Source organism: Nocardioides sp. BP30, assembly GCF_029873215.1.
Taxonomy (GTDB): Bacteria; Actinomycetota; Actinomycetes; order Propionibacteriales; family Nocardioidaceae; genus Nocardioides.
In genome coordinates this window covers 2,903,233-2,925,298 of record NZ_CP123620.1, presented here as the reverse complement: position 1 = coordinate 2,925,298, position 22,066 = coordinate 2,903,233, and the positions used below count along the sequence as shown (strand labels likewise).

Sequence of the window (22,066 nt, the reverse complement as noted above, 5' to 3'; positions counted from 1 at the left end):
CTCGCTATGAGCTCACCCACCGCGACACCCGTCGCGGTCGGCGAGCCCGTGGCCGCCGCGGCACCACCGCGGCGGCCACGGCGGCGGCGGGGCAGCCGGGGCGTCCAGCGCTCGGGTCTGGCTCCTCTGCTCCTGCTCTCGCCGGCCGGACTGGTCATCATCGCCCTCACCATCGTCCCCATCGGCTACCTGGTCTGGATGTCGTTCACCGACGCCGGCCAGCGGATGCTGTTCACCGGCGAGTACGACGTCGTCGGTCTGCAGCAGTACCGCGACATCCTCAGCGACGCGGACTTCTGGCGATCCTTCGCCCGAACCGTCGGCTTCACCGCAGCGATGGTCGGCGGCAGCGTCCTGCTCGGCATGGGGGTGGCGCAGCTGCTCGGCAAGGTCGGCCGCGTCCTGCGATGGGCCGTCACCATCGTCCTCATCTTCGCCTGGGCGATGCCCAACGTCGCCTCCTCGATGGTCTGGGGTTGGCTGTTCCAGCCCGGCTACGGCGTGGGCAACTGGCTGCTCACCCAGACCCATCTCTTCGGCGACGTCACCGACACCAACTGGGCTGACCGGCCCGGGCTCGCCTTCGTCTGCATCTGGATGCTGATCGTGTGGCAGGCGGTGCCGTTCGTCGCGCTCACGCTGCACGCTGCCCAGAGCCAGGTCGACCCGGCCTACTACGAGGCCGCCCGGATGGACGGTGCCGGCGAGTGGCGGGTGTACTGGACCATCACCGTGCACTTCCTGCGCCCGACGCTGTTGCTGGTCACCATCTTGTCGATCATCTGGGACTTCAACGTGTTCAACCAGATCTGGCTCATCTCCAAGGGCGGCCCCAACGGCGCCACCTCGACCCTGGGGGTCTACGCCTACCGCAACGCCTTCGTGAGCTTCCACTTCGGCGTCGGCTCGGCCATCGCCGTACTGACGACCCTGCTGCTGCTCGTGCTCACCGCGTTCTACGTGCGCAGCCTGGTCAGGACGGGGGAGGAGCTGTGAGCGACACCCGCACCCAGCGCGCGCCCCGGCGCGCCACCCGGGGCCGCGTCGTCGCCAACATCCTGGCCGTGGTCTTCTGCCTGGTGTGGATCTTCCCCGTGTACTGGATGGTCAACACCGCGTTCAAGCCGCCGTACGACGTCACCACCGCCACGCCCCAGTTCCTCCCGCGACACTTCACCCTGACCAACTTCAAGGCGGCGATCACGCAGTCGCACTTCCTCGGCGACCTGCGCAACAGCTTGATCGTGGTCTCGTGCACGCTGGTCGTGGCGATCGCGCTGGGGATCTTCGCCGCGGCCGCGTTGTCGCGCTTCCGGTTCCGCGGCCGCCGGCTCATCCTGGTCGTGATCCTCGCGGTGCAGATGCTGCCGAGTGCGGCGCTGCTGATCCCGATGTTCCTGGTCTTCAACAAGATGGGCCTGCTCGACCACTACCTGGGCCTGGTGCTGGCCTACGTGGCGGCGGTGCTGCCCTTCTCCATCTGGGTGATGCGCGGGTTCTTCCTCGCGCTGCCCTACGAGCTGGAGGAGGCGGCCATGGTCGACGGCGCCTCCACCGGCAGCATCCTGTTCCGGGTGCTCTTCCCCCTGGTCGCCCCGGGCGTCATCGCGACGAGCATCTTCGCCTTCGTCTACGCCTGGAACGACTACCTCATCGCCTACACGTTCATGAAGGACCAATCGATGTACACCCTCCCGGTCTGGCTGGCGTCCTTCTCGACGCCGACCACGGGCACCAACTACGGCGGGCAGATGGCGGCATCGGTGCTGTTCTCACTGCCGGTCGTGATCTTCTTCCTGGCCATCCAGCGCAACCTGGTGGCGGGGCTGTCCTCGGGGGCGGTGAAGGGATGAGCACTGCACCCCGTGCGGCGCCGGAGCAGCCGGTGTCGCTGGACCGGCTCGCGCTCGGCGTCCTGATGGCCTCCTTCGCGGGGCCGGCGCTGCCCGACGACTATGCCGCGCTGCTCGCCGAGGGGCTGGGTGGGATCTGCCTGTTCGGGTCCAACATCGGCGCCGCCTCCCTCGCCGAGGTGCGCGCGCTGACCGACGCCGTCCGGGCCGCCGGACCGCAGGCCGTGATCAGCACCGACGAGGAGGGCGGCGACGTCACCCGGTTGCATGCGCTGACCGGCTCGCCCGTCCTCGGTGCCGCGGCCCTGGGTGCCGCCGGTTCGGTGGACCTGACCCGCGCCACCGGCGCAGCGGTGGCGGCGGACCTGGCTGCGGCCGGCATCGACCTCGATCTCGCGCCGATCGCCGACGTGAACTCCAACCCCGACAACCCGGTGATCGGCACCCGGTCCTTCGCCGCCGAGCCGCACCGTGCCGCCGAGCACGTCGCGGCCTGGGTGGAGGGTCTGCAGGGCCGCGGGATCGGCGCCTGCGTCAAGCACTTCCCCGGCCACGGCGACACCGGCGAGGACAGCCACCTCGCGCTGCCGGTGCTGGACGCTGCCCTGGAGGTGATCGGCGCCCGCGAGCTGGTGCCGTTCGAGGCGGCCGTCAAGGCGGGTGCCGCCGCGGTGATGACCTCGCACATCGTCGTACCGGCGCTCGACGCCGAGCTCCCGGGAACGCTCTCGGCCCCGGTGCTGGCGTTGCTGCGCGAACGGCTCGGCTTCGACGGCGTCATCGTCTCGGACGCGCTCGACATGGCCGGTGCGTCCGCCTCCCGCGGCATCCCCGCAGCCGCCGTCCTGTCCCTGGCGGCCGGTGCCGACCTGCTGTGCCTCGGCCCGGACAAGCCGGCAGCGCTGATCGGCCAGATCCGCGACGCCGTGGTGGCGGCCGTGACCGACGGCCGGCTGACCCGGGAACGCCTCGAGCAGGCCGTACGGCGCATCGCCGACCTTCCCCGGGCCCTCGACGCATCGCTCGGCGCCGCGGTGGGCGGTGGCACGATCGAGGGGCCGGTGCTCGACCGGGCCGCCCAGGCCGCCGGCGCGCACGCCGCGCTGATCGTCGAGGGTCACCTGCCCGACCTGGCCGGTGCGCGGGTGGTCAGCGTGAGCACGCCGGCGAACATCGCCGTCGGCGAGGTCCCGTGGGGACTGGCGCCCGACGTCACGGTGCTGCCGACGGACCCGGTGCCGGACGGACCGCTGGTGGTGCAGGTGCGCGATGCCCACCGTCGACCCGAGGTGCGGGCGTTCCTGGGCCGCGTCCAGGCGCCGGCGGTGGTGGTGGAGTGGGGCTGGCCGGGCCCGTACGACGGTGCGCTGGCGCGGCTCTGTCCGCGGGGGTTCTCCCTGCCCGGTGCCGAGGCGGTCGCGACGGTGCTGCGCGGTGCAGGGTGGGACCGATGAGCGTCCCCTGCGGCTCGGTGGAGCCGATCTCGGTCGGTCTGGACATCGGCGCGACCAAGGTGCACGGCGTCGCGGTCGACGCCGACGGCGCGATCCTGGCCGAGCACCGTGAGCCCACCCAGCTCGGTTCCGACGGGGTCCTTCGCACCGCTGCGACGGTGTTCGAGGCACTCGGGGCGGCCGGTCCGGCCGGGCCGGTGGGTGTCGGCGTACCGGGGCTGGTGGATCCCGACCGGGGCACGGTGAAGTACGCCGTCAACCTCGGCCTGAACGGTGACTGGGTGCCGCTGGGCGAGATGCTGGCCGACCGGCTCGGCACCTCGGTGATGGTGGAGAACGACGTCAACGCCGCCACCCTGGGCGCTCACCTGATCGCCGCTGCCGACGACGTCGCCTACATCTCGTTGGGCACCGGGCTGGCGGCCGGGATGGTGCTCGGCGGGGTGCTTCGTCGCGGAACGCATGGCGCCGCGGGCGAGATCGGGCATCTTCCGGTGGACCCGAACGGACCGCCCTGCTCCTGTGGCCAGCGCGGGTGCCTCGAGCTGGTCGCCTCCGGGTCGGCACTGGCCGCGGCGTGGCCCTCGCCCGACCGCCCGCCGGCTCAGGCGCTCTTCGCAGCCGCTGCGGCGGGTGACACCCGGGCGGTGGCGATCCGGGACAGGTTCACCGCCGGGGTGGCCGACGCGGTCCGGGTGATCGCGTTGGCGGTCGACCCCCGCGCGATCGTGATCGGTGGTGGGGTCGCTGCGCTCGGCGAGCCGCTCCGGGTGGCTGTCGCCGCCGCACTCGCCCGGCAGGCGGAGGGCTCACCGTTCCTGGCCTCACTCGACCTGCCCGGCCGCCTGCAGGTGGTGCCGGCGGGCATTCCGATCGCGGCGCTGGGTGCTGCGCTGCTGGGGCGGAAGTGGTGAGGGGCTCTGGTGGGGTAGTCCGGGGCGCAAAGCAGGGGTCACTCGCTGATAGCCCTGATCTACGCCCCGGACTACCCCGACAAGGCTCGCTCCGCATCTCCGGCGGCCACGACGCGGCCGGTGTCCCGATCGAGCTGACGATCGTGGCGGGACGGGTTGCAGGTGCCTCGCAGGTCGACGAGCCCACGACGATCCTCGACGCGACCGGTCTGACGGTGCTGCCGGGACTGATCGACGCCCAGGTCAACGGCGCCCTCGGGCACGACCTGACCGCCGAGCCGGCGCGGCTGTGGGAGGTGGCCAGCGGCCTCACGCCGTACGGCGTGACCGCCTTCGTGCCGACGATCATCACCTCGGCGCCGCAGGCGCGCGAGGAGGCACTGGCCGTCCTGGCGGCCGGGCCGCCACCGGGCTGGCGTGGCGCCGTACCCCTCGGACTGCACTTCGAGGGTCCGATGATCGCCGAGGCCCGCAAGGGCGCCCACCCCGCTCGACGGCTCGTCGCCCCGTCCCTCGCTCTGGTCGAGGGCTGGTCGCGCGAGACGGGGGTGGCGATGGTGACGATCGCCCCGGAGCTGCCGGGTGCGCTGCGGGTGATCGAGGAGCTGGTCGCCCGCGGCGTGGTGGTCAGCATCGGCCACACCGAGGCGACCACCGCGCAGGTCACCGCCGCCGTGCTCGCCGGCGCGCGCGCGGTGACGCACCTCGGCAACGCGATGCCGCCGCTGCTCGCCCGCAACCCCGGTCCGGTCGGACACGCGCTGGGCGGGGACGCGCTCACCGCCGGCGTCATCGCCGACGGGCACCACCTGGACCCCTACATGGTCCGTACGGCGTGGCGTGCCCTGCAGCCGACCGGCCGCTTCCTCACGGTGACCGACACGACCGCCGCCCTCGGCATCCCCGACGGGGCGGCTGTGCTGGGCGCCCAGGACGTGGTCGTGGCGGACGGCACGGTGCGGCTCGCCGACGGGACGTTGGCCGGCTCGGCGGCGAGCCTGCCGCAGTGCCTGCGGGTGATCCGGGCCGCGACCGGCGCCTCGCTGAGCGCGGCGGTGGCCACGTGCACCGCCGTACCGGCGGCCCTGTTCGGATCCCCCGAGCGCGGCCACCTGGCGCTCGGCGCCCGCGGCGACGTCACGCTCGTCGACGACGAGCTCGACGTGGTGGCCACGGTGGTGGCCGGCAACCTCGTGCATGGCCCCGTCCCCAGCCCCGTCCCCAGCAAGGAGCAGTGAATGGAGCTCGTACCGCTGACCTCGCCCGAGGAGGTGGCCCGGGTGGCTGCCGACATCGTGGAGGAGCTGGTCCTGCGACGGCCCGACGCCGTCCTCGGCCTGGCGACCGGCTCGACGCCGCTACCGACGTACCGAGCGCTGATCCGCCGCCACGAGCAGGGGAGCGGCCCGGCGTGGGACGGGGTGAGGACCTTCAACCTCGACGAGTACGTCGGCCTGCCCGCGGGCCATGAGCAGAGCTACCTGGCGACGATCCGACGTGAGCTGACCGACCCCCTCGGCATCGATCCGGCACGCGTGCACGGACCGGACCCGTCGCAGGCCGGGCTGCCGACGGCGGGGGAGCGCTACGAGGCGGAGATCGCCGCTGCCGGCGGCGTCGACCTGCAGGTGCTCGGCATCGGGACCAACGGCCACCTGGCGTTCAACGAGCAGGGCTCGTCGCTGGGCTCGCCGACGCGGATCAAGACGCTGACGGCCCAGACCCGCAGCGACAACGCCCGCTTCTTCGGCTCCTTCGAGGCCGTGCCGCTGCACGTGCTGACCCAGGGGATCGGCACCATCCTGCGCGCGCGCCACCTCGTCCTCATCGCCACCGGGGCGGCCAAGGCCGACGCGGTAGCGGCCGCGGTCGAGGGCCCGGTCTCCGCCAGCTGCCCGGCGTCGGTACTGCAGCTGCACCCGCACGCGACGGTGCTGGTGGATGCCGCGGCAGCCTCGGGGCTCGAGCGACTGGACTACTACGCGGAGGTGTACGCGGCCAAGCCGTCCTGGCAGCGGCACTGACGTGTGTGAAGGGGTAGTCCGGGGTAGAAATCAGGGGTTACTGATGGGTAGGCCTGATCTCCGCCCCGGACTACCCCTTCGCCGCCATCGTTCGCCCACTAGCGTCGGCCCATGACCCTGCCGATCTCCGCCTGCCTGATCGTCCGCGACGAGGCGGCCGAGATCGCCGGGTGCGTCACGGCGATCACCCCGTACGTCGCGGAGGTCCTCGTCGCGGACACCGGCTCGACCGACGACACCCCGAAGCTGGCGGCCGAGGCCGGCGCCCGCGTGGTGGAGGTGGCGTGGCGCGACGACTTCGCGGCGGCCCGCAACGCGGCCACCGAGGCGTGCACGCACGACTGGATCCTCAGCGTGGACGCCGACGAGCGCCCCGAGGGCGATCCTGCGGCGGTGCGCACCCTGCTGGGCGGCGACCTGGGCGAGACGGCCGGGTTCGGCATCGCGTTCCGCATCGAGGGTCCCAACCCGCGTGGCGCGGTGCCCCACCGGGCGGTGCGGCTGTTCCGGCGCAGCGTGGCGCGGTGGCGCGGCCGCGTGCACGAGGAGGTCGTGGCCAGCGACGGCTCCCCGGCCGTCATCGCGCAGCTGCCCGAGCGCGCACTGGCGCTGGTGCACACCGGGTACGCCGACCCGGCCGCCTTCGCGCGCAAGGTGACGCGGAACCTGGCGCTGGCCCGCGCCGAGGTGGCGGGGCTGGCGAACGACGGCACGTCCGGGGAGCGCCGGGTCGCCGCGCTGCTCGACCTCGGCCGGACCGAGCTCGCGGCCGGCCTGTCCGGGGAGGGCCGAGCCACGCTCGGACTCGTCCGCGACCTGGCCCGACCCGGCACGCCGGCGTGGGTCTGGGCGACCGACTTCCTGGCCTGGGACGACGTACGCCACGCCCGCCTGGACCGGGCCTGGGACCTGCTCGGCGAGCTCAGCGACCACGGTGCCGGCGAGCAACACGTCCGGCCGCTGACCGAACGGCTGCTGCGGGACTGAGCGAGGGCGACCGACCCAGGAGGGTCGAGGAGAGGAGTGGAGCGGACGACGAGGCTCGAACTCGCGACCTCAACCTTGGCAAGGTTGCGCTCTACCAACTGAGCTACGTCCGCATCGTCCCCTCGGCGCCGGGTCCGACCCGGTGCCGCAGCGACGACGAGAACGTTAGCGGAGGCCTGATCGCCCGCCAACTCCGGGGGCGTTGTGACGAGCGACCAGGGCACGGTTGAACCGGGTGACTGCGGCCCGCAGGGCTGGCAGCACGCGGGGGAGCACATCGCCGTCGAGACTCGGGTCGAGGGCGAGCACCGCGTCGACGTACACCTCAAGCGCGACGGCGAGCAGGCCCGGCTCGTCGATCGGCGTCGACCGCTGCCGCCGGTAGAGCACCTTGACCACGGCGAGCGCGTCCTCGGCGTTGAGGGCGGCCACCTCGCGGAGCACCACCCGGCGCAGGGCCGGGTCGAGCGTCGCGCTGGCGACATCGAGCAGACCACGGCTCGCGTCGAGGCGCTGGGCGTGCGTGAGATCTCTGTACGGGGGTGCGGCAACGGCCATGAGACATCCACTTCCGAGAAGGAGGGCGTCGCCGTTGCTGAGCGACGTACCCACGTTACGCCGCGGCCGCACACTGCTCAAGCGCCGCGGGAGGTAAACCTGGGTAACGTGGATGCATGTGCGGTCACCCCACCATGACCGAGCGGATGGCACAGGCGGCGCGCGACCTGCGTGACGGCGCGGATCCGCTCGCCACCCTGCAGGCAGCAGTCCGCATCGCGGCGACGAACGTCGGCGGGTGCGACGCCGCCGGCATCTCGGTGCGGGAGAGCGACGGGCGCCTGCACACCCCGGCGTACACCGACGAGCTGGCGCTCGCCGCAGACACGCTCCAGTACGAGCTCGACGAGGGTCCCTGCCTCGAAGCGGTCCGCGAGCAGGGCATCGTGCACGGGGCGGACCTGGCCGCCGACCCGCGCTGGCCGGCGTGGGCGCCGCGGGTCGTCGAGGAGTACGGCGCACGCAGCGTGCTGTGCCTCCGGCTCGTCATCAGCGGCGACCCCCTCGGCGTCCTGACCCTCTACGCGCGCACCCCCGACGCCTTCGGCGAGGAGGAGCGCGACGAAGCGATCTCCCTGGCCGCTCACATCGCTGTGGCGGTCGCCGCCGCCCGGCGCGAGGACGAGCTCACCGAGGCGCTGGGCAGCAGGACGGTGATCGCCCAGGCGTGCGGCATCTTGATGGAGCGCTACCAGCTCGACGCGGGACGCGCCTTCCAGGTCCTGGTCCGGGTGAGCTCGCAGACCCACGTCAAGGTGCGCGACATCGCCGCCGAGCTCGTCGAGACCGGCGACCTGCGCGAGGCGGTCGACTGATGCGCGTCGCCGGAGGGCCACGTCCCGCGGCCTGTCGCACATGCTCGCCGCCTCCGCGGGCAACGGGACGACCATGAGCAGTTCCTCGCGTGACCAGCCCCGCATCCGGCCGCGGCCGTTGTGGGCGGGGGTGGCCGTCGTGATCGTCGGCGGCTGCCTCCTGGCCGTCGGGCTGATCGCCTCCCTGACGGCCCTGTGGATCGCCGGCATCGTCGTCCTCGCCGCCGGCGCCCTGCTGTGCCTGCGCGGCGGCATCATGTACGACGCCGGCGCACACACCAGCCCGGGCAGGGAGATGCACCACGTCGTCACCGGTGGCGAGCTGGAGGGCGTCACTCCCGGCGAGAGGCTGGACCTGCCCGAGGCCAGGGCGCTGGTCGCGGCCGACGCGGCTCGGACGGTCGAGCTGTACAGCGAGGTGCCGGGTCCGTTCGTGTCGCCGTGGCTCGCCGTGCCGAGCGGGTGGGTGATGCTGATGTGCTCGGTCTCGCTGATCGTCTCGGAGTGGATGCTGATGGGCGACAGCGTCAACAGCCAGAACAACAGCTACATCGAGACCGCCGGCGCCATCTTCCTCGGGCTGGCGGGCATGCGCTGCCTCTCGCCGGGCGTGCACCCCGGGGCCGGGCTGGTCAGCATCCTCACCGGCGTCGGCATCGTGCTCCAGGCGGTGTTCGCCAGCGAGCAGAGCATCGGGGACCACGTGGTGCGCTACGGCACCGGCGGGATCGCGGTGCTCGCGGGGCTCGCCGTGCTGGCGGCGGCGCGCAGCGAGCGTTCCGGAGCACGCTGGTAGCGATCCGCGCTAGCCGCCGATGAGCGCGATCGTGTGATCCAGTGCGGCTCCGCGCAGCCGGGTGCCACCCCCGGTGACGATGCCGACGCTCAAGCCGTCCCACATCGCGCGCAACCGCTCGGAGGTGCCTTCGGCATCGGCCAGGCCCGGCAGCGCGCGGCCCAGCAGGAGGACGAGGTCGGCGTGCCAGTCGGCGTCGATCTCGCGCTGGGCGGCGGCGAGCTCGGGGTGGTACGGCGCCCGCGCCCACAGCTCGAGCCACAGCTGCCAGCGCGGATCCTTCTCGTCGATCGCCAGGTAGACGTCAGCGAAGGCGGCGACGGCAGACGGATCGGGCCGGTCGCCCGTCGCCGCGGCCTTCTCCAGCACGGGCGCCCGCTGCTCGGCGTACCCCGCCTCGCTCCAGCGCAGCGTCTCCAGCAGCAGCCCGTCGCGGGTCTTGAAGTAGTAGAGCAGGTGGCCGCCGCTGGTCTCCAGGCGCGCGGCGAGGGCAGCGATCGTCAGCTTGCCCAGACCCTGCTCGGCGACCATCTCCAGGGCGGTGGTGAGCACCTGCTCGCGCGGACGCTCCATCCGACGGTTGTGGCGTGGCACCGGGCCGCCTTTCTCGAAGATCGCCGAGTTTTTTCCTGCCGAGGTCTTGACTCTAGCCGGTGACGTGCGTCACTTTGAATACCGTTCAAAGTTTTGAATGACGTTCAAAGATCGATCTCAGGAGGCGCCGGTCCATGACCGATCCCATGTTGTTGTCCGCCGACGAGGCGGTGACGCCGATCGAGGCGGAGCGGAAGCTGGCCCGCGTGCTCGGCCCCGGGACGGCTGTCCTGCTGGTGCTGTCGTGCATCACTCCGGCCTCCAGCCTGTTCATCATCGTCCCGGAGGTGCTCGCCTCCCAGGGCAGCGGCGCGGTCCTCACCATCATCGCGGGCATCCTCGTCTCGGTCGCCGTGTGCGCCTGCTACGCCGAGCTCGGCACCCGCACCGCAAGCTCGGGCGGCGAGTACGCCATGGTCGCCCAGACCCTCGGCAAGGCCGCCGGCTGGCTGACCTTCGCCCTGGCAGCGATCCAACTGTGGGTGATCCCGCCGATCATCGCGCTCGGTACCGCCGACTACCTCAGCGACATCGTCCACCTGCCGCGTGCCGCCACCGGCGCCGTGGTCATGTTGATCTCCACCGCGACGGCGATCCTCGACGTGAAGTCCAATGCCTTCGTCACCGGCATCTTCCTCGGCCTGGAGATCGTGGCCGCCATCGTGGTCACCGTGCTCGGGCTGACCCACCTGCACCGCGGCCCAGGCGAGCTGATCTCCCCGCACGTGGTGGGGGCGCACGGCCTCGAGCCGTTCACCATCGCGATGCTCGTCTCCGGGCTCGCTGTCGGCACCTTCGTCGTCAGCGGCTTCAACACCGCCGCCTACCTCGCCGAGGAGGTGATCGAGCCGCGCCGCAACGTCGCCCGGGTCATCTTCGCCTCCCTCGGCCTGGGTGCGCTGGTGATCCTGGTCCCGACCATCACCACCGTCCTCGCTGTCGGCGACGTGGGCGACCTCGCCACCGGCAACTTCTCCGAGTTCGTGCACGAGTGGGGCGGTCACGGCCTCGGCGTGGCGATCAACGTCGCGATCGCCATCGCGATCCTCAACGCCGTCATCGTGATGGTGCTGCAGAACGGCCGGGTCGTCTTCGCCTCGGCCCGCGACCGCTGCTGGCCGGCGGTCGTCAACGAGACCCTCACCCGCCTGCACCCGCGGTTCGGCACGCCGTGGCTGGCCACGCTCGCCGTCGGCGTACCGGGTGCCGTGCTCGCGTACGCGGTGAACATCGAGTCCCTGCTCGGCATCACCTCGGTCGTCCTCGCGGTGATGTACGTGATGGTGGCGATCGCCTCGCTCAAGGTGCGTCGCATGCCCGCCACCGTCGCGAGCTGGCGGATGCCGTGGTGGCCGGTGGCGCCCGTGCTGGTGATCGTGGCGGTCGGCTACGCGGTGTTCAGCTCGGCGCGCTCGGACCTGCTGGCCACCGCCGTGCTCGTGCTGCTGGCGCTGGCCTACTACGCGTTCTACCTCGCCCGTCGTCCGCACGACCGGTTCGTGGTGGTGGACCCCGCCGACGAGCCGGCCGAGCCGGCCGTGGGATCCGCCTGATCCTCCGACCCTCCCCGACCTTCCCGATCCAAGGAGATCCCCATGGTCCGCTACGGCCCGCAGTTCGGCCCGGACATCACCTTCCTCGGCGTCGAGCGCTGCGACTGGAGCGAGCCCTCGACGTACGCCGAGGCCGACGTGGTCATCCTGGGCGCGCCGTTCGACGGTGGCGCCTCGCACCGCGCGGGCACCCGGTTCGGCCCGCAGTTCATCCGGCAGACCTGCTACCTGGCCCACGATGGCTCCCGGCCCTCGCTGGCAATGCGCGTCGACGCGCTGCAGGACCTGCGGGTGCTGGACGCCGGCGACGTCGAGATGTTCTCCGGCGACGCCGAGCGCTCGGTGCGCGACCTGCAGGAGGCGGTCCACGCCGTCACCAGCAACGGCGCCATCCCGCTGATCCTCGGCGGTGACCACACCATCGCGTGGCCCGATGCCGCTGGCGTGGCTCAGCACTACGGCCCGGGCCGGATCTCGATGATCCACTTCGATGCCCACGCCGACACCGGCGACATCGAGTTCGGCGCGCTGATCGGCCACGGTCAGCCGATGCGCCGCCTGATCGAGTCCGGCGCCCTGCGTGGCGACCGATTCCTGCAGATGGGTCTGCGCGGGTACTGGCCCGGTCCGGACACGCTGGACTGGATGGCGGAGCAGGGCATGAGGTCCTACGAGATGACCGAGATCGTGCATCGCGGCCTCGACGTCTGCCTGACGGAGGCCTTCGAGATCGCCACCGACGAGTGCGACGGCGTCTTCCTCTCGGTCGACATCGACGTCTGCGATCCCGGGCATGCTCCCGGCACCGGTACGCCGGAGCCCGGCGGCCTGACCGCCCGACAGCTTCTGGACTCGGTGCGCCGGATCGCCTACGAGCTGCCCGTCGTCGGCATCGACGTCGTCGAGGTCTCGCCGCCCTACGACCATGCCGACATCACCTCGTTCCTCGCCAACCGGGTGGTGCTGGAGGCACTCTCCGGCATCGCCCGGCGCAAGCGCGATCAGCGCGACGGCACCTGCTGGGACCCCGCCCTACCCCTTCTCGCCGAGCGGAACCCGCCTCGGCTCAGCCTTGCTACGAACGGAGAATCCCGATGACCAGCCCCCACCACACGCACGACGTGATCGTCGTCGGCGCCGGCGTGACCGGCCTGACCGCCGCCTATCGGCTGACCCAGGCCGGCAAGGACGTGCTCGTCCTGGAGGCGCGCGACCGGATCGGCGGCCGACTGCTCAACGAGGTGCACACCCAGGGTGCGGCCGGTGAGCACGAGGCCGAGTTCGAGGTCGGGGGCCAGTGGGTCTCCCCGGACCAGACCGCGCTGCTGGCGATGATCGACGAGTTCGGGCTGGAGACCTTCGCGCGCTACCGCGCGGGTGACTCCCTCTACGTCGACCGCCGCCGCGAGGCGCACCGGTTCACCGACGAGCTGCCGGTGTCCGAGGCGACCAACGCCGCGATCGAGCAGCTCACCAAGACCCTCGACGGTCTGGTCGCCGAGATGGATCCCGACCGGCCCTGGGAGCACCCCGACGCGGCGCACCTGGACAGCGTCTCCTTCAGCGCGTGGCTGCGGGAGCAGTGCGACGACGAGGAGGCGTGCGACAACGTGGCGCTCTACGTCGGCCCGGCGATGCTGACCAAGCCGTCGCACTCCTTCTCCGCGCTGCAGGCGATCCTGATGGCCGCCAGCGCCGGCTCCTTCAGCAACCTGGTCGACGCCGACTTCATCCTCGACCGGCGCGTCGCCGGGGGACTGGCGACGGTGCCCCGGACGCTGGCCGAGCGGCTCGGCGAGCGGATCCGGCTGGATGCGGACGTGACCCGCATCGACTGGCGCGAGGACGGTGCGGTGGTGCACGTCGGCGAGGAGACCTTCGCGGCCGCGCACGTGATCCTGGCCGTGCCGCCGACGGTCGTTCGCCGGATCCGGTTCGCCCCTGAGCTGCCGGCAGAGCACCGGATGGCGCGCGAGCACCAGTCCTTCGGGCTGGTGATCAAGGTCCAGATCGTCTACCCGACCCCGTTCTGGCGCGAGCAGGGCCTCAGCGGCACCGGCTTCGGGCCGTACGAGCCGATGCACGAGGTCTACGACAACACCCCCGAGGGCGAGGAGCGCGGGTTCCTGGTGGGCTTCGTGGCCGGGCTGAACGCGGACGAGGTCGGCCGGCTGAGCGCCCAGGAGCGGCGCGAGCGCATCCTGCGCTCGGCGGCGGCGTACTTCGGCGAGCAGGCACTCTCGCCGGTGGTCTTCCACGAGAGCGACTGGCAGCACCAGGAGCTGACCGGTGGCGCCTACGGCACCAGCTTCGACCTGGGCAGCCTGACCCGGTACGGCGCGAAGCTGCGCGAGCCGCTCGGTGCGCTCGACTTCGGCAGCAGCGACGTGGCGGGGCTGGGCTTCCAGCACGTCGACGGCGCGATCCGGGTCGGCGGTGAGATCGCCGCTCGGCTGCTCGCCTGACCGCCGGGCGTCCGTGGCCTGATCGCGGATCGACCGACCGGGGCCCGGTCGTCGACAGGTGCGAGGGCGGGCGTAGCCTCACCGTCATGTTCAAGGTGCTGCTCGCCCTCCACCTGCTCGCCGCTGTCTTCGCGGTCGGCCCCCTCGTCCATGCCGCCACCACCGCCTCGCGGGGTCTGCGGCAGCAGGACGCCGCCGTCATCAAGCAGACCTCGCGGATGGCGACGATCTACGCCTACGCCTCCGTGCTGGTGGTCATCTTCGGCTTCGGCCTGATGTCGATGGACTCGCCGTACCACCCGGGCAAGGTCGCCAGCTTCGGCGACGTTTGGATCTGGCTCTCGCTGCTGCTGTGGCTGGTCGCGGCGGCGCTGGCCCTGTTCGTCGTCGTCCCGACGCTGGACAAGGCCGCCGCCGACGTGGCGTCGGGGCCGTCGCTGGTCGGCAAGGTCGCCGCCGCGGGCGGCATCACGGGCATCCTGTTCGCCGTGATCATCTTCCTGATGGTGTACCAGCCCGGCTCCTGATCGACACCGCCCGCCAGGGCGTCGGGCCCGGGTGGGCGCCGTACGCGGTGCTGTGTGCCCGGGGGCCGGGCCACGGTTGTGACCCTCGCGCGGCGAACGGGGCCTCGGATGGGTACTGATCCCCTATGACCGACCTGCCGCAGCACTCCGGCGACCCCTATCCGAACGACCCCTACCCCGGCGACCCGGCCTCGACGGACCCGTCCGCGACGAACCCGCTGCGCCCCGATCCGGTGCAACCCGACCCGGCCACGGGCCCTTCGGGAACGGGAGCGCCCGGGACGATTCCCGGCGACACCCCGGCCGATACCGCACCGGGCCACGAGCCCCCGGCACGGCCCGACCCGCTGCGGTCCTCGCGCACCGGTCGCGCCTGGGTGTCGATCATCGCGCTGGGCGTCGTCCTCGTCCTGCTGATCGTCTTCATCGCCCAGAACACCCGCAGCGTGACGGTCTCGTTCCTCGGCTGGCAGGGCCGTACGCCGCTGGCGGTGGCGCTGCTGATCGCGACGGTGGCGGGTCTCTTCCTGGCCGGCGTCGCCGGAACGCTGCGGATCTGGCAGCTGCGCCGACGGGTCAAGCGTGAGGCCAGGCGCGATACCAAGCGGCGCCGGGCCGCGTGATCGCGTGTACGCCGACACCAAGCCCTGCCAGCTCTGCGGCGCGCCGGTCGACCTGCGTCCGCGCGAGGCGGGCGACCCCACCCGGGTGACCGAGGCCGACGGGACCCCCGACGAGCGGGTCTGCAGCAACGCCGAGTGCCCCTCGAACCGCGCCGCGGAGGACGCCCCGCTGCCCTGAGCGCGCCCTGGCCGCCCGCTGAGCGCGCCCTGGCCGTCGCCACGCCAGCGTCGGCCGGCTGGTGCAGCACGGCGGGTGTAGGAGGAGGGCGAATCAGGTACAGCGAGGTCGACGACCACCGCGGTGGCCCATCACCGCCATGACACGAAGGAGCCGCTATGCCCACGCGCACCGCACGCACCGCCTGGAACGGCACGCTCGAGAAGGGCTCGGGCCAGGTCGAGCTGACCAGCTCCGGCGTCGGGACCTATGACGTGTCCTTCCCCAAGCGCGCCGCCGAGGAGGCGGGCGGCGCCACCAGCCCCGAGGAGCTGATCGCCGCGGCCCACACCGCCTGTTACGCGATGCAGCTCAGCGCGGAGATCGCCCAGCGCGGCGGCACGCCCGAGGCCCTCGACGTCCAGGGGGACGTGTCGCTGGGCCCGGACCAGGCGGCCGGTGGCTTCAAGCTCACCGGGATCAAGCTCGCCGTACGCGGCGAGGTGGACGGCCTCGACGAGGCCGGCTTCCGGGAGGCGGCCGAGGCGGCCAAGGCCAACTGTCCGGTGAGCAAGGCGCTCACCGGTGTCGACATCACCCTCGACGCCGCGCTCGAGAGCTGAGCGTCGCGGGTACGGCGGAGGGTCGCGGCGTGACAGATTGGGCCCCATGAGCGCCGATCCCGCGATCCTCACCGAGCCCGGCCCCCAGCCCGACGCCGAGGCCTCCTACGGCCCCGAACCCGACCAGGTGGCGGACCTCTGGCGCGCGGACCGCGACCACGCGGGACCCGGCGATCGAGGCGACAGGCCGCTGCTGGTGATGCTGCACGGCGGCTTCTGGCGTCCGGCCACCGACCGCATGCACACCCGCCGGCTCGGCGCCGCGCTGCGCGCGGCCGGCTGGTCGGTCGTGGTGCCGGAGTACCGGCGCGTCCCGGGCGACCCCGACACCACGACCGCCGACGTCCGGGCCGCGCTGGCAGCCCTCCCCGAGCTGATCGGGCATCGCCCGAGCGGCGTCGTCGTCCTCGGCCACTCCGCCGGCGGCCACCTGGCGCTCTGGTCGGCCGCCGCGGCTCCGGCCAGGGACCTGGTGCTCACCGTCGCCCTGGCTCCGGTCGCCGACCTGGTCCTCGCCCACCGGCACAACCTCGGCAGCGGAGCCGTGACGGCGTTCCTCGGCACCCCGCCCGAGCTGCGGGCCGACCTGGACCCGGTGCGCCTGGCGGCCCCGGCCACGCCGGTGGAGATCCTGCACGGCACGGCGGACGATGTCGTACCGCTGGCGCTCGGCAGCTCCTATGCCGGCGCTCACCCGGACACCCGCCTGCACGCGCTCGCGGACGCCGATCACTTCGATGTCATCGATCCGGGCTCGGCCGTCTTCCCCCGCCTGCTCGAGGTGCTCGGCCGGGCCGGAGTTTGACCTTGGCGGGAGCGATCTGCCTACCCTCGGTGCGTCCCGGGACCTCCGGGCCGACCGCCGCGTGACGCCGAGTCCTGTCCCGCGCGGCGGTGACACCGACCTGTTCGGGCAGGAGCGGGGGACCCAGGAACCGCGGGTCTGACGACCCTTGGGGTGAAGCCGTGCACGCGCGGCCGGGCATCTTGCGCCCGAACCCGACAGCTAACTCCGCAGGCGCGCAGGAGATCACCCATGCGCATGCGCACCCTCGTATCAGCGGCTGCCCTGACGGCGGCCTCGCTCGTCCCGGTCGTGGCCACGGCCGCTCCCAGCTCGGCCGTCACGGCCCACACCTGGCAGCGGCTCGCCGAGTGCGAGTCCAGCGGCCGCTGGCACGTCAACACCGGCAACGGCTACTACGGCGGCCTGCAGATCAGCGCCGGCACCTGGCGCGCCTACGGCGGCCGTCATTTCGCCTCGCTGCCCCACCGTGCCAGCAAGCACCAGCAGATCAAGGTCGCCAACCGGATCAAGGCGCATCAGGGCTGGGGCGCCTGGCCGGCGTGCTCGAGTCGCATCGGCGTGCGCTGAGGCTCACGTCGGTCGACCCGCCCGAAGTGGGCACTGGTCCCAGGGCGCGGTCGACCGACGACCGCCCGGCGAGAGGTGGAGGACATGCTGCTGGAGGGCAAGACAGTCGTCGTCACGGGCGGGAACAGCGGGATCGGTGAGGCCATCGTGCTGGCAGCCGCCGCCGAGGGCGCCAACCTCGTCATCGACTACGTCGCCCATCCGGAGGAGACCGAGTCGCTGATCAAGCGGGTCGAGGACGCCGGCGGCCGCGCGGTCGGGATCGAGGCGGATGTGTCCAGCTCGGGTGACCTGCACGCGATGGTCCAGAAGGCGGTCGACAGCTTCGGCCGCCTCGACGTGTTGGTGAACAACGCCGGCATCGAGACCCGAACAGGGCTGCTCGACACGAGCGAGGAGGACTTCGAGAAGGTCCTGGCGATCAACATGAAGAGCGCGTTCTTCGGCAGCCAGGCCGCCGCGAAGCAGTTCATCGCGCAGGGGGAGGGCGGCCTGATCCTCAACATCTCCTCGGTGCACGAGGAGTGGCCCATGCCCGGCAACATCGCCTACTGCGTGTCCAAGGGCGGGATCAGGATGCTCACCAGGACGGCCGGCGTCGAGCTGGGGGAGCACGGCATCCGGATGGTCAACGTGGCGCCCGGTGCGGTCAGCACGCCGATCAACGCCTCGACCGAGTCCGACCCGGAGAAGATGAAGCGGCTGGAGGCTGCGATCCCGCTCGGTCGGATGGCCGAGCCGCGCGAGATCGCCGACGTCGTCGTCTTCCTCGCCTCGGGCAAGGCCGCCTACATGACGGCGACGACGGTGACCATCGACGGCGGGATCATGCAGGGCAGCGTCGGTCTGTGACAGCCGGCCCGCGGTGCCGCGGCCTCAGGCGGCGGCCTCGGCCGACTCGTCCAGGAGGCGGTTGACCTGCTCGGTGGAGCGCTGCGCCCATCCGGTGCTCGCGAGGACACCGAGCAGCAGCACGACGACGCCGACCACGGTGACCAGCCACCACAGCGGATGGGTGTGGGCGGCGAAGGACGGCCCGAGGTTCGTCGCGGCCCCGACGCCGGTGAGGGTGCCGGCGAGGGCCACGCCGATCGCCGAGCCGGTCTGACGGCAGGTGGAGGCGACCCCGGCCGCCACGCCGGCCTGCGAGACCGGCATGCCCGAGACAGCGGTGTTGGTGATGGGGGCGTTGATGGCACCGAAGCCCAGCCCGAACAGGACGTAGCTCGTGCCGATCAGCCACCAGGAGGTGTCGGTGGTGAGGAACGTCAGGCTGATGCCGCTCAGCGCGAGCATCGTGCCCGCGAAGACGAGCGAGGGGCGGGTGCCGAACAGGGAGACCAACCGGCCGGAGGCGAGCGAGGCGACCAGCGTGGTCAGCGCGAGCGGCAGCATCCGCAGGCCGGCGTCGAAGGGGGAGAGCCCGCGCACCTGCTGCAGGTAGAGCGCATTGACGAAGAGGAAGGCGCCGTACGCCGCGAAGGCGATCAGGGCGGTGATCGTGGCCGAGGCGAACGGCACGCTGCGGAAGAACCGCAGGTCGAGGAACGGTTCGGCCACACGGCGCTCGACGAGGACCAGGCAGAGCGCGGCGAGCACGGCGACGGCGAGCAGCACCACGATCCGCGGTGACCCCCAGCCGGCCTGGGGCGCCTCGATCAGGGCGTAGACGAGGCTCGCCAGGAAGACGATCGCGAGCGTCTGGCCCACCCCGTCGATCCGGCGCGGCCGAGCGGCCCGCGACTCGGGCACGAAGAAGTGGCACAGGATCACCGCCGCCAGCGCGATCGGGACGTTGATCCAGAAGATGCCGCGCCAGCTCACGTGCTCGGTCAGCAGGCCGCCGACCAGCGGGCCGAACGCCATCGACACCCCCACCACGGCGCCCCAGACGCCCACGGCGCGAGCCCGCTCGCGGCGGTCGGTGAAGGTGTTCGTGATGATCGACATTGCCACGGGGTTGAGCATCGACCCGCCGATGCCCTGGAGGACGCGCGCGCCGACCAGTGTCTGCACGTTCGGCGCGAGGCTGCACAGCAGCGAGGCGAGACCGAAGACGGTCAGGCCGATCTGGAAGACCCGGCGCCGCCCGACCCGGTCGGCGGTGGCGCCGCCCAGGAGCAGGAAGCTCGCGATCGCCAGGGTGTAGCCGTCGATGGTCCACTGCAGCGTCGAGACGTCGGTGTGGAGGTCGGCGCGGATGGAGGGCAGGGCCACGTTCACGGCCGTGGCATCCATCGAGACGATCAGCAGACTGCAGCAGCAGATCGCCAGCACCAGACCCTTGGACGGCGGCTCGATCTCGCGGCTCGTGCGACGGGCGACTGGTCGATCGAGCTTCGGGGCAGCCGGTTTCGTCGTCATCGTTAGCAATGCTAACTGCCGCCAGGGAACGCTCACGCGTCGATGACATCGGTCGAGGAGTGGTCTTGGGCACACTTTCGCGGTGCAAAGGGCCACCGTCGCGCCAGACGGGGCCGGTGGTCCGTCGTCTCGCCGTACTCGCCGCCGTACTCGCCGCCGTGCTGGTCCTCGCCGGTGGGACCGCCGCGGGTGTGCGACATCTCCGTGCCGACCACGACGGGCGTCGCGGAGTGCCGGTGTACGCCGTCGCCCCCGCCGTACCGGTGGCGACCCGCGTGGTGCGACATCGGGGCGCGCCGCCGACGTGCATCGTCGCCACGCACGGCTCCGGCGCGGGGCCGTCGTCGGGCACGACCTGGCTCGATCCGCGTCCGAGTGGTGGTGAGCTGCTGTGGCGCCCCGGGCTGAACTCCCGCCACTGCCGGGCCTCGCTCGCCGTGCTGGACGCCGCGCACGCCCGCGCGCTCGTCGCCGCCGTGGACAGCGCCCCGGTGCAAGCCCCCGGGCGCTCCAGCTGCCCGATGGACGACGGGAGCAGCGTCACCGCCTACCTCTCCCATCCCGGCACCGCCGAGGCGGAGGTCGTCACGATCGAGCTGAGAGGCTGCCAGCTGGTCGCCGCCCCCGGCCGGAGCGTCCTGACGACGACCACGGCACTCCGCCGCGCGCTCGGACCCCCGCCGAAGGGTCTTTGACTTCGAGTACTCGAAGTTCCTACGGTCGAAGACGTGAGCACGAGGAGCCACCGCTACACGATCACGGAGACGGCCGCGCTGACCGGTCTCCCGGCCACCACCCTGCGCTACTACGAGTCGATCGGCGTGATCGCGCCGATCAGCCGCGGCGCGAGCAGCAGGCACCGGGTCTACGACGAGGACGACCTCGACCAGGTGATGTGGGTCGCCTGCCTGGCGGCGACAGGGATGTCGGTGAGCGACATGCGGACCTACATCGCCAACGGCGGCCAGGGTGCGGCCGCCGCCCGGGACCAGATCGACCTGCTGGAGCAGCAGGAGCGGCGGCTGGCGGTCGAGGCGGAGCAGGTGGCGCTGCGACAGCGCTACGTCCGGCTCAAGATCGGTTACTGGCAGGCCCTCGAGGCGGGCGACGAGGCCCGCGCATCACAGCTCTCGGACGAGGCGTCCGCGCTCGCGGACCGCCTCAAGAGGACCACGAAGAACGAGGAGAGACGTTGACCTTCACCGCCGACCGCCGCCACCGGGCCACCCGAGGCGGGCTCGAGCACGTCAGCGACGAGGAGTACGGCGCCTGAGCGCCGTACGTCCGCGACCACCCCACCCCGAAAGGAAAAGTCTGTTGATGCGCGTCAACGCCTACGCCGCACCCGCCGCCGGAGAGCCGCTGGCACCGACAACCGTCGAGCGCCGCGACGTCGGCACGAACGATGTCCTGATCGAGATCGAGTACGCCGGCATCTGCCACTCCGACATCCACACCGTGAACGGTGACTGGGGACCGCAGCCGTTCCCGGTCGTCCCGGGCCACGAGATCGTCGGCCGGGTGACCGAGGTCGGCGACGGCGTGACCCGGCACCGCGTCGGTGACCGGGTCGGCGTCGGCTGCATGGTGAACTCCTGCGGCGAGTGCACCAACTGCCGCAACGGCGACGAGCAGTACTGCCGCCGGGGCATGACGCCCACCTACGCCGGCACCGACAGGGACGGCACGACCACCCAGGGCGGCTACTCGACCCACGTGGTCGTCGACGCCGACTTCGTGCTCTCGGTGCCCGACGGCCTCGACCCCGCGGCCGCCGCTCCGTTGCTGTGCGCCGGGATCACGACGTACTCGCCGCTGCGCCGCTGGGGCGCCGGGCCGGGCAAGAAGGTGGCGGTCGTCGGTCTGGGCGGCCTGGGCCACCTGGCCGTCAAGATCGCCCACGCCCTCGGTGCCGAGGTGACGGTGCTCTCCCAGTCGCTGAAGAAGCAGGAGGACGGCCTGCGGCTCGGGGCGGACCACTACCACGCGACCGCTGACCGCGAGACGTTCAAGCAGCTGGCGGGGCGCTTCGACCTGATCCTGAACACGGTCAGCGCGAGCATCGACCTCAACGCCTACCTGCGCCTGCTGGCCGTGGACGGCACCCTGGTCAACGTCGGGGCCCCGGCCGAGCCGCTCAGCCTGCACGTCATGTCGCTCATCGGCGGCCGTCGCTCCTTCGCCGGCTCGATGATCGGCGGCATCGCGCAGACCCAGGAGATGCTCGACTTCTGCGCCGAGCACGGCATCGGCGCCGAGATCGAGGTGATCCCCGCCGAGAAGATCAACCAGGCCTACGAGCGGGTGCTCGCCTCCGACGTCCGCTACCGGTTCGTCATCGACGCCAGCACGCTGCGCTGAGCACCGGAGATGGTCGCCGGGCT

25 protein-coding genes, 1 tRNA gene and 1 riboswitch are annotated in these 22,066 nt (G+C 72.2%); of the genes, 22 read left to right on the top strand and 4 right to left on the bottom strand.

Features of this window, described 5'->3' with window-relative positions; translation table 11 throughout:
- Positions 1-6 precede the first annotated feature (6 nt).
- From P5P86_RS13840 to P5P86_RS13810, 7 genes are all read left to right on the top strand, one after another.
- Complete coding sequence (locus tag P5P86_RS13840; protein WP_280608027.1) at positions 7-996, top strand: carbohydrate ABC transporter permease; 990 nt, start codon at positions 7-9, stop codon at positions 994-996.
- A complete protein-coding gene (locus tag P5P86_RS13835) occupies positions 993-1,853 on the top strand; it encodes a carbohydrate ABC transporter permease (protein WP_280608026.1) in 861 nt (286 codons plus the stop codon). The genes P5P86_RS13840 and P5P86_RS13835 overlap by 4 nt, the downstream gene beginning before the upstream one ends.
- Complete coding sequence (locus P5P86_RS13830) at positions 1,850-3,307, top strand: glycoside hydrolase family 3 N-terminal domain-containing protein (RefSeq protein WP_280608025.1); 1,458 nt, start codon at positions 1,850-1,852, stop codon at positions 3,305-3,307. The genes P5P86_RS13835 and P5P86_RS13830 overlap by 4 nt, the downstream gene beginning before the upstream one ends.
- Positions 3,304-4,221, top strand: coding sequence for an ROK family protein (locus P5P86_RS13825; protein ID WP_280608024.1), 918 nt, complete (start codon positions 3,304-3,306; stop codon positions 4,219-4,221). The genes P5P86_RS13830 and P5P86_RS13825 overlap by 4 nt, the downstream gene beginning before the upstream one ends.
- Before the next feature lie 143 nt (positions 4,222-4,364).
- Complete coding sequence (locus P5P86_RS13820; RefSeq protein ID WP_280608023.1) at positions 4,365-5,459, top strand: N-acetylglucosamine-6-phosphate deacetylase; 1,095 nt, start codon at positions 4,365-4,367, stop codon at positions 5,457-5,459.
- Positions 5,460-6,245, top strand: coding sequence for a glucosamine-6-phosphate deaminase (locus P5P86_RS13815; RefSeq protein ID WP_280608022.1), 786 nt, complete (start codon positions 5,460-5,462; stop codon positions 6,243-6,245).
- A 111-nt stretch (positions 6,246-6,356) separates the two neighbouring features.
- Positions 6,357-7,232: a glycosyltransferase gene (locus P5P86_RS13810; protein ID WP_280608021.1), complete on the top strand. Its 876-nt coding sequence runs from the start codon at positions 6,357-6,359 to the stop codon at positions 7,230-7,232.
- Positions 7,233-7,269: 37 nt separating this feature from the next.
- On the opposite strand, the gene P5P86_RS13805 is transcribed toward P5P86_RS13810, so the two are convergent.
- A tRNA-Gly gene (locus P5P86_RS13805) sits at positions 7,270-7,345 on the bottom strand.
- 52 nt (positions 7,346-7,397) lie between these two features.
- Positions 7,398-7,790, bottom strand: a complete 393-nt coding sequence (locus P5P86_RS13800; protein ID WP_280608020.1) for a hypothetical protein — start codon at positions 7,788-7,790, stop codon at positions 7,398-7,400.
- 116 nt (positions 7,791-7,906) lie between these two features.
- Here P5P86_RS13800 and P5P86_RS13795 point away from each other — a divergent pair, with 116 nt between their 5' ends.
- Positions 7,907-8,605, top strand: a complete 699-nt coding sequence (locus P5P86_RS13795) for a GAF and ANTAR domain-containing protein (protein WP_280608019.1) — start codon at positions 7,907-7,909, stop codon at positions 8,603-8,605.
- Positions 8,606-8,678: 73 nt separating this feature from the next.
- Positions 8,679-9,401 (top strand): hypothetical protein, encoded by a 723-nt coding sequence (locus P5P86_RS13790; protein WP_280608018.1) that lies wholly within the window; start codon positions 8,679-8,681, stop codon positions 9,399-9,401.
- Between the two features lie 9 nt (positions 9,402-9,410).
- On the opposite strand, the gene P5P86_RS13785 is transcribed toward P5P86_RS13790, so the two are convergent.
- On the bottom strand, positions 9,411-9,995 hold the full coding sequence (locus tag P5P86_RS13785) for a TetR/AcrR family transcriptional regulator (protein WP_280608017.1): 585 nt from the start codon (positions 9,993-9,995) through the stop codon (positions 9,411-9,413).
- 134 nt (positions 9,996-10,129) lie between these two features.
- Here P5P86_RS13785 and P5P86_RS13780 point away from each other — a divergent pair, with 134 nt between their 5' ends.
- From P5P86_RS13780 to P5P86_RS13735, 10 genes are all read left to right on the top strand, one after another.
- Entirely contained in the window at positions 10,130-11,548 is a 1,419-nt protein-coding gene (locus tag P5P86_RS13780) for an APC family permease (protein ID WP_280608016.1), read from the top strand.
- A 42-nt stretch (positions 11,549-11,590) separates the two neighbouring features.
- A complete protein-coding gene (gene speB / locus P5P86_RS13775; RefSeq protein ID WP_280608015.1) occupies positions 11,591-12,646 on the top strand; it encodes an agmatinase in 1,056 nt (351 codons plus the stop codon).
- Positions 12,643-14,013, top strand: coding sequence for a flavin monoamine oxidase family protein (locus tag P5P86_RS13770; RefSeq protein WP_280608014.1), 1,371 nt, complete (start codon positions 12,643-12,645; stop codon positions 14,011-14,013). The genes speB and P5P86_RS13770 overlap by 4 nt, the downstream gene beginning before the upstream one ends.
- Positions 14,014-14,099: 86 nt before the next feature.
- Positions 14,100-14,540 carry a DUF2269 family protein gene (locus tag P5P86_RS13765; RefSeq protein WP_280608013.1) on the top strand — a complete coding sequence of 147 codons (441 nt, stop codon included), beginning with the start codon at positions 14,100-14,102 and terminating at the stop codon, positions 14,538-14,540.
- 125 nt (positions 14,541-14,665) lie between these two features.
- Positions 14,666-15,163: a LapA family protein gene (locus P5P86_RS13760; RefSeq protein ID WP_280608012.1), complete on the top strand. Its 498-nt coding sequence runs from the start codon at positions 14,666-14,668 to the stop codon at positions 15,161-15,163.
- 4 nt (positions 15,164-15,167) lie between these two features.
- Positions 15,168-15,341, top strand: a complete 174-nt coding sequence (locus P5P86_RS13755; RefSeq protein WP_280608011.1) for a hypothetical protein — start codon at positions 15,168-15,170, stop codon at positions 15,339-15,341.
- Between the two features lie 158 nt (positions 15,342-15,499).
- Entirely contained in the window at positions 15,500-15,943 is a 444-nt protein-coding gene (locus P5P86_RS13750) for an OsmC family peroxiredoxin (RefSeq protein WP_280608010.1), read from the top strand.
- Positions 15,944-15,989: 46 nt separating this feature from the next.
- Positions 15,990-16,748 (top strand): alpha/beta hydrolase, encoded by a 759-nt coding sequence (locus P5P86_RS13745; RefSeq protein WP_280608009.1) that lies wholly within the window; start codon positions 15,990-15,992, stop codon positions 16,746-16,748.
- 86 nt (positions 16,749-16,834) lie between these two features.
- A riboswitch (cyclic di-AMP (ydaO/yuaA leader) is annotated at positions 16,835-16,979 on the top strand.
- A complete protein-coding gene (locus P5P86_RS13740; RefSeq protein WP_280608008.1) occupies positions 16,980-17,318 on the top strand; it encodes a transglycosylase family protein in 339 nt (112 codons plus the stop codon).
- A gap of 84 nt (positions 17,319-17,402) precedes the next feature.
- Positions 17,403-18,170: an SDR family NAD(P)-dependent oxidoreductase gene (locus tag P5P86_RS13735; protein WP_280608007.1), complete on the top strand. Its 768-nt coding sequence runs from the start codon at positions 17,403-17,405 to the stop codon at positions 18,168-18,170.
- Positions 18,171-18,194: 24 nt separating this feature from the next.
- Here the strand turns inward: P5P86_RS13735 and P5P86_RS13730 are convergent, their stop codons facing one another.
- Complete coding sequence (locus P5P86_RS13730; protein WP_280608006.1) at positions 18,195-19,682, bottom strand: MFS transporter; 1,488 nt, start codon at positions 19,680-19,682, stop codon at positions 18,195-18,197.
- A gap of 116 nt (positions 19,683-19,798) precedes the next feature.
- On the opposite strand from P5P86_RS13730, the gene P5P86_RS13725 reads away from it, so the two are divergent.
- The 3 genes from P5P86_RS13725 to P5P86_RS13715 all read left to right on the top strand — a co-directional run bounded on the left by P5P86_RS13725 (position 19,799) and on the right by P5P86_RS13715 (position 22,043).
- On the top strand, positions 19,799-20,377 hold the full coding sequence (locus tag P5P86_RS13725) for a hypothetical protein (protein WP_280608005.1): 579 nt from the start codon (positions 19,799-19,801) through the stop codon (positions 20,375-20,377).
- Between the two features lie 33 nt (positions 20,378-20,410).
- On the top strand, positions 20,411-20,878 hold the full coding sequence (locus tag P5P86_RS13720; RefSeq protein WP_280608004.1) for a MerR family transcriptional regulator: 468 nt from the start codon (positions 20,411-20,413) through the stop codon (positions 20,876-20,878).
- 124 nt (positions 20,879-21,002) lie between these two features.
- Positions 21,003-22,043 (top strand): NAD(P)-dependent alcohol dehydrogenase, encoded by a 1,041-nt coding sequence (locus P5P86_RS13715; protein WP_280608003.1) that lies wholly within the window; start codon positions 21,003-21,005, stop codon positions 22,041-22,043.
- The last annotated feature ends 23 nt before the right edge of the window (positions 22,044-22,066 follow it).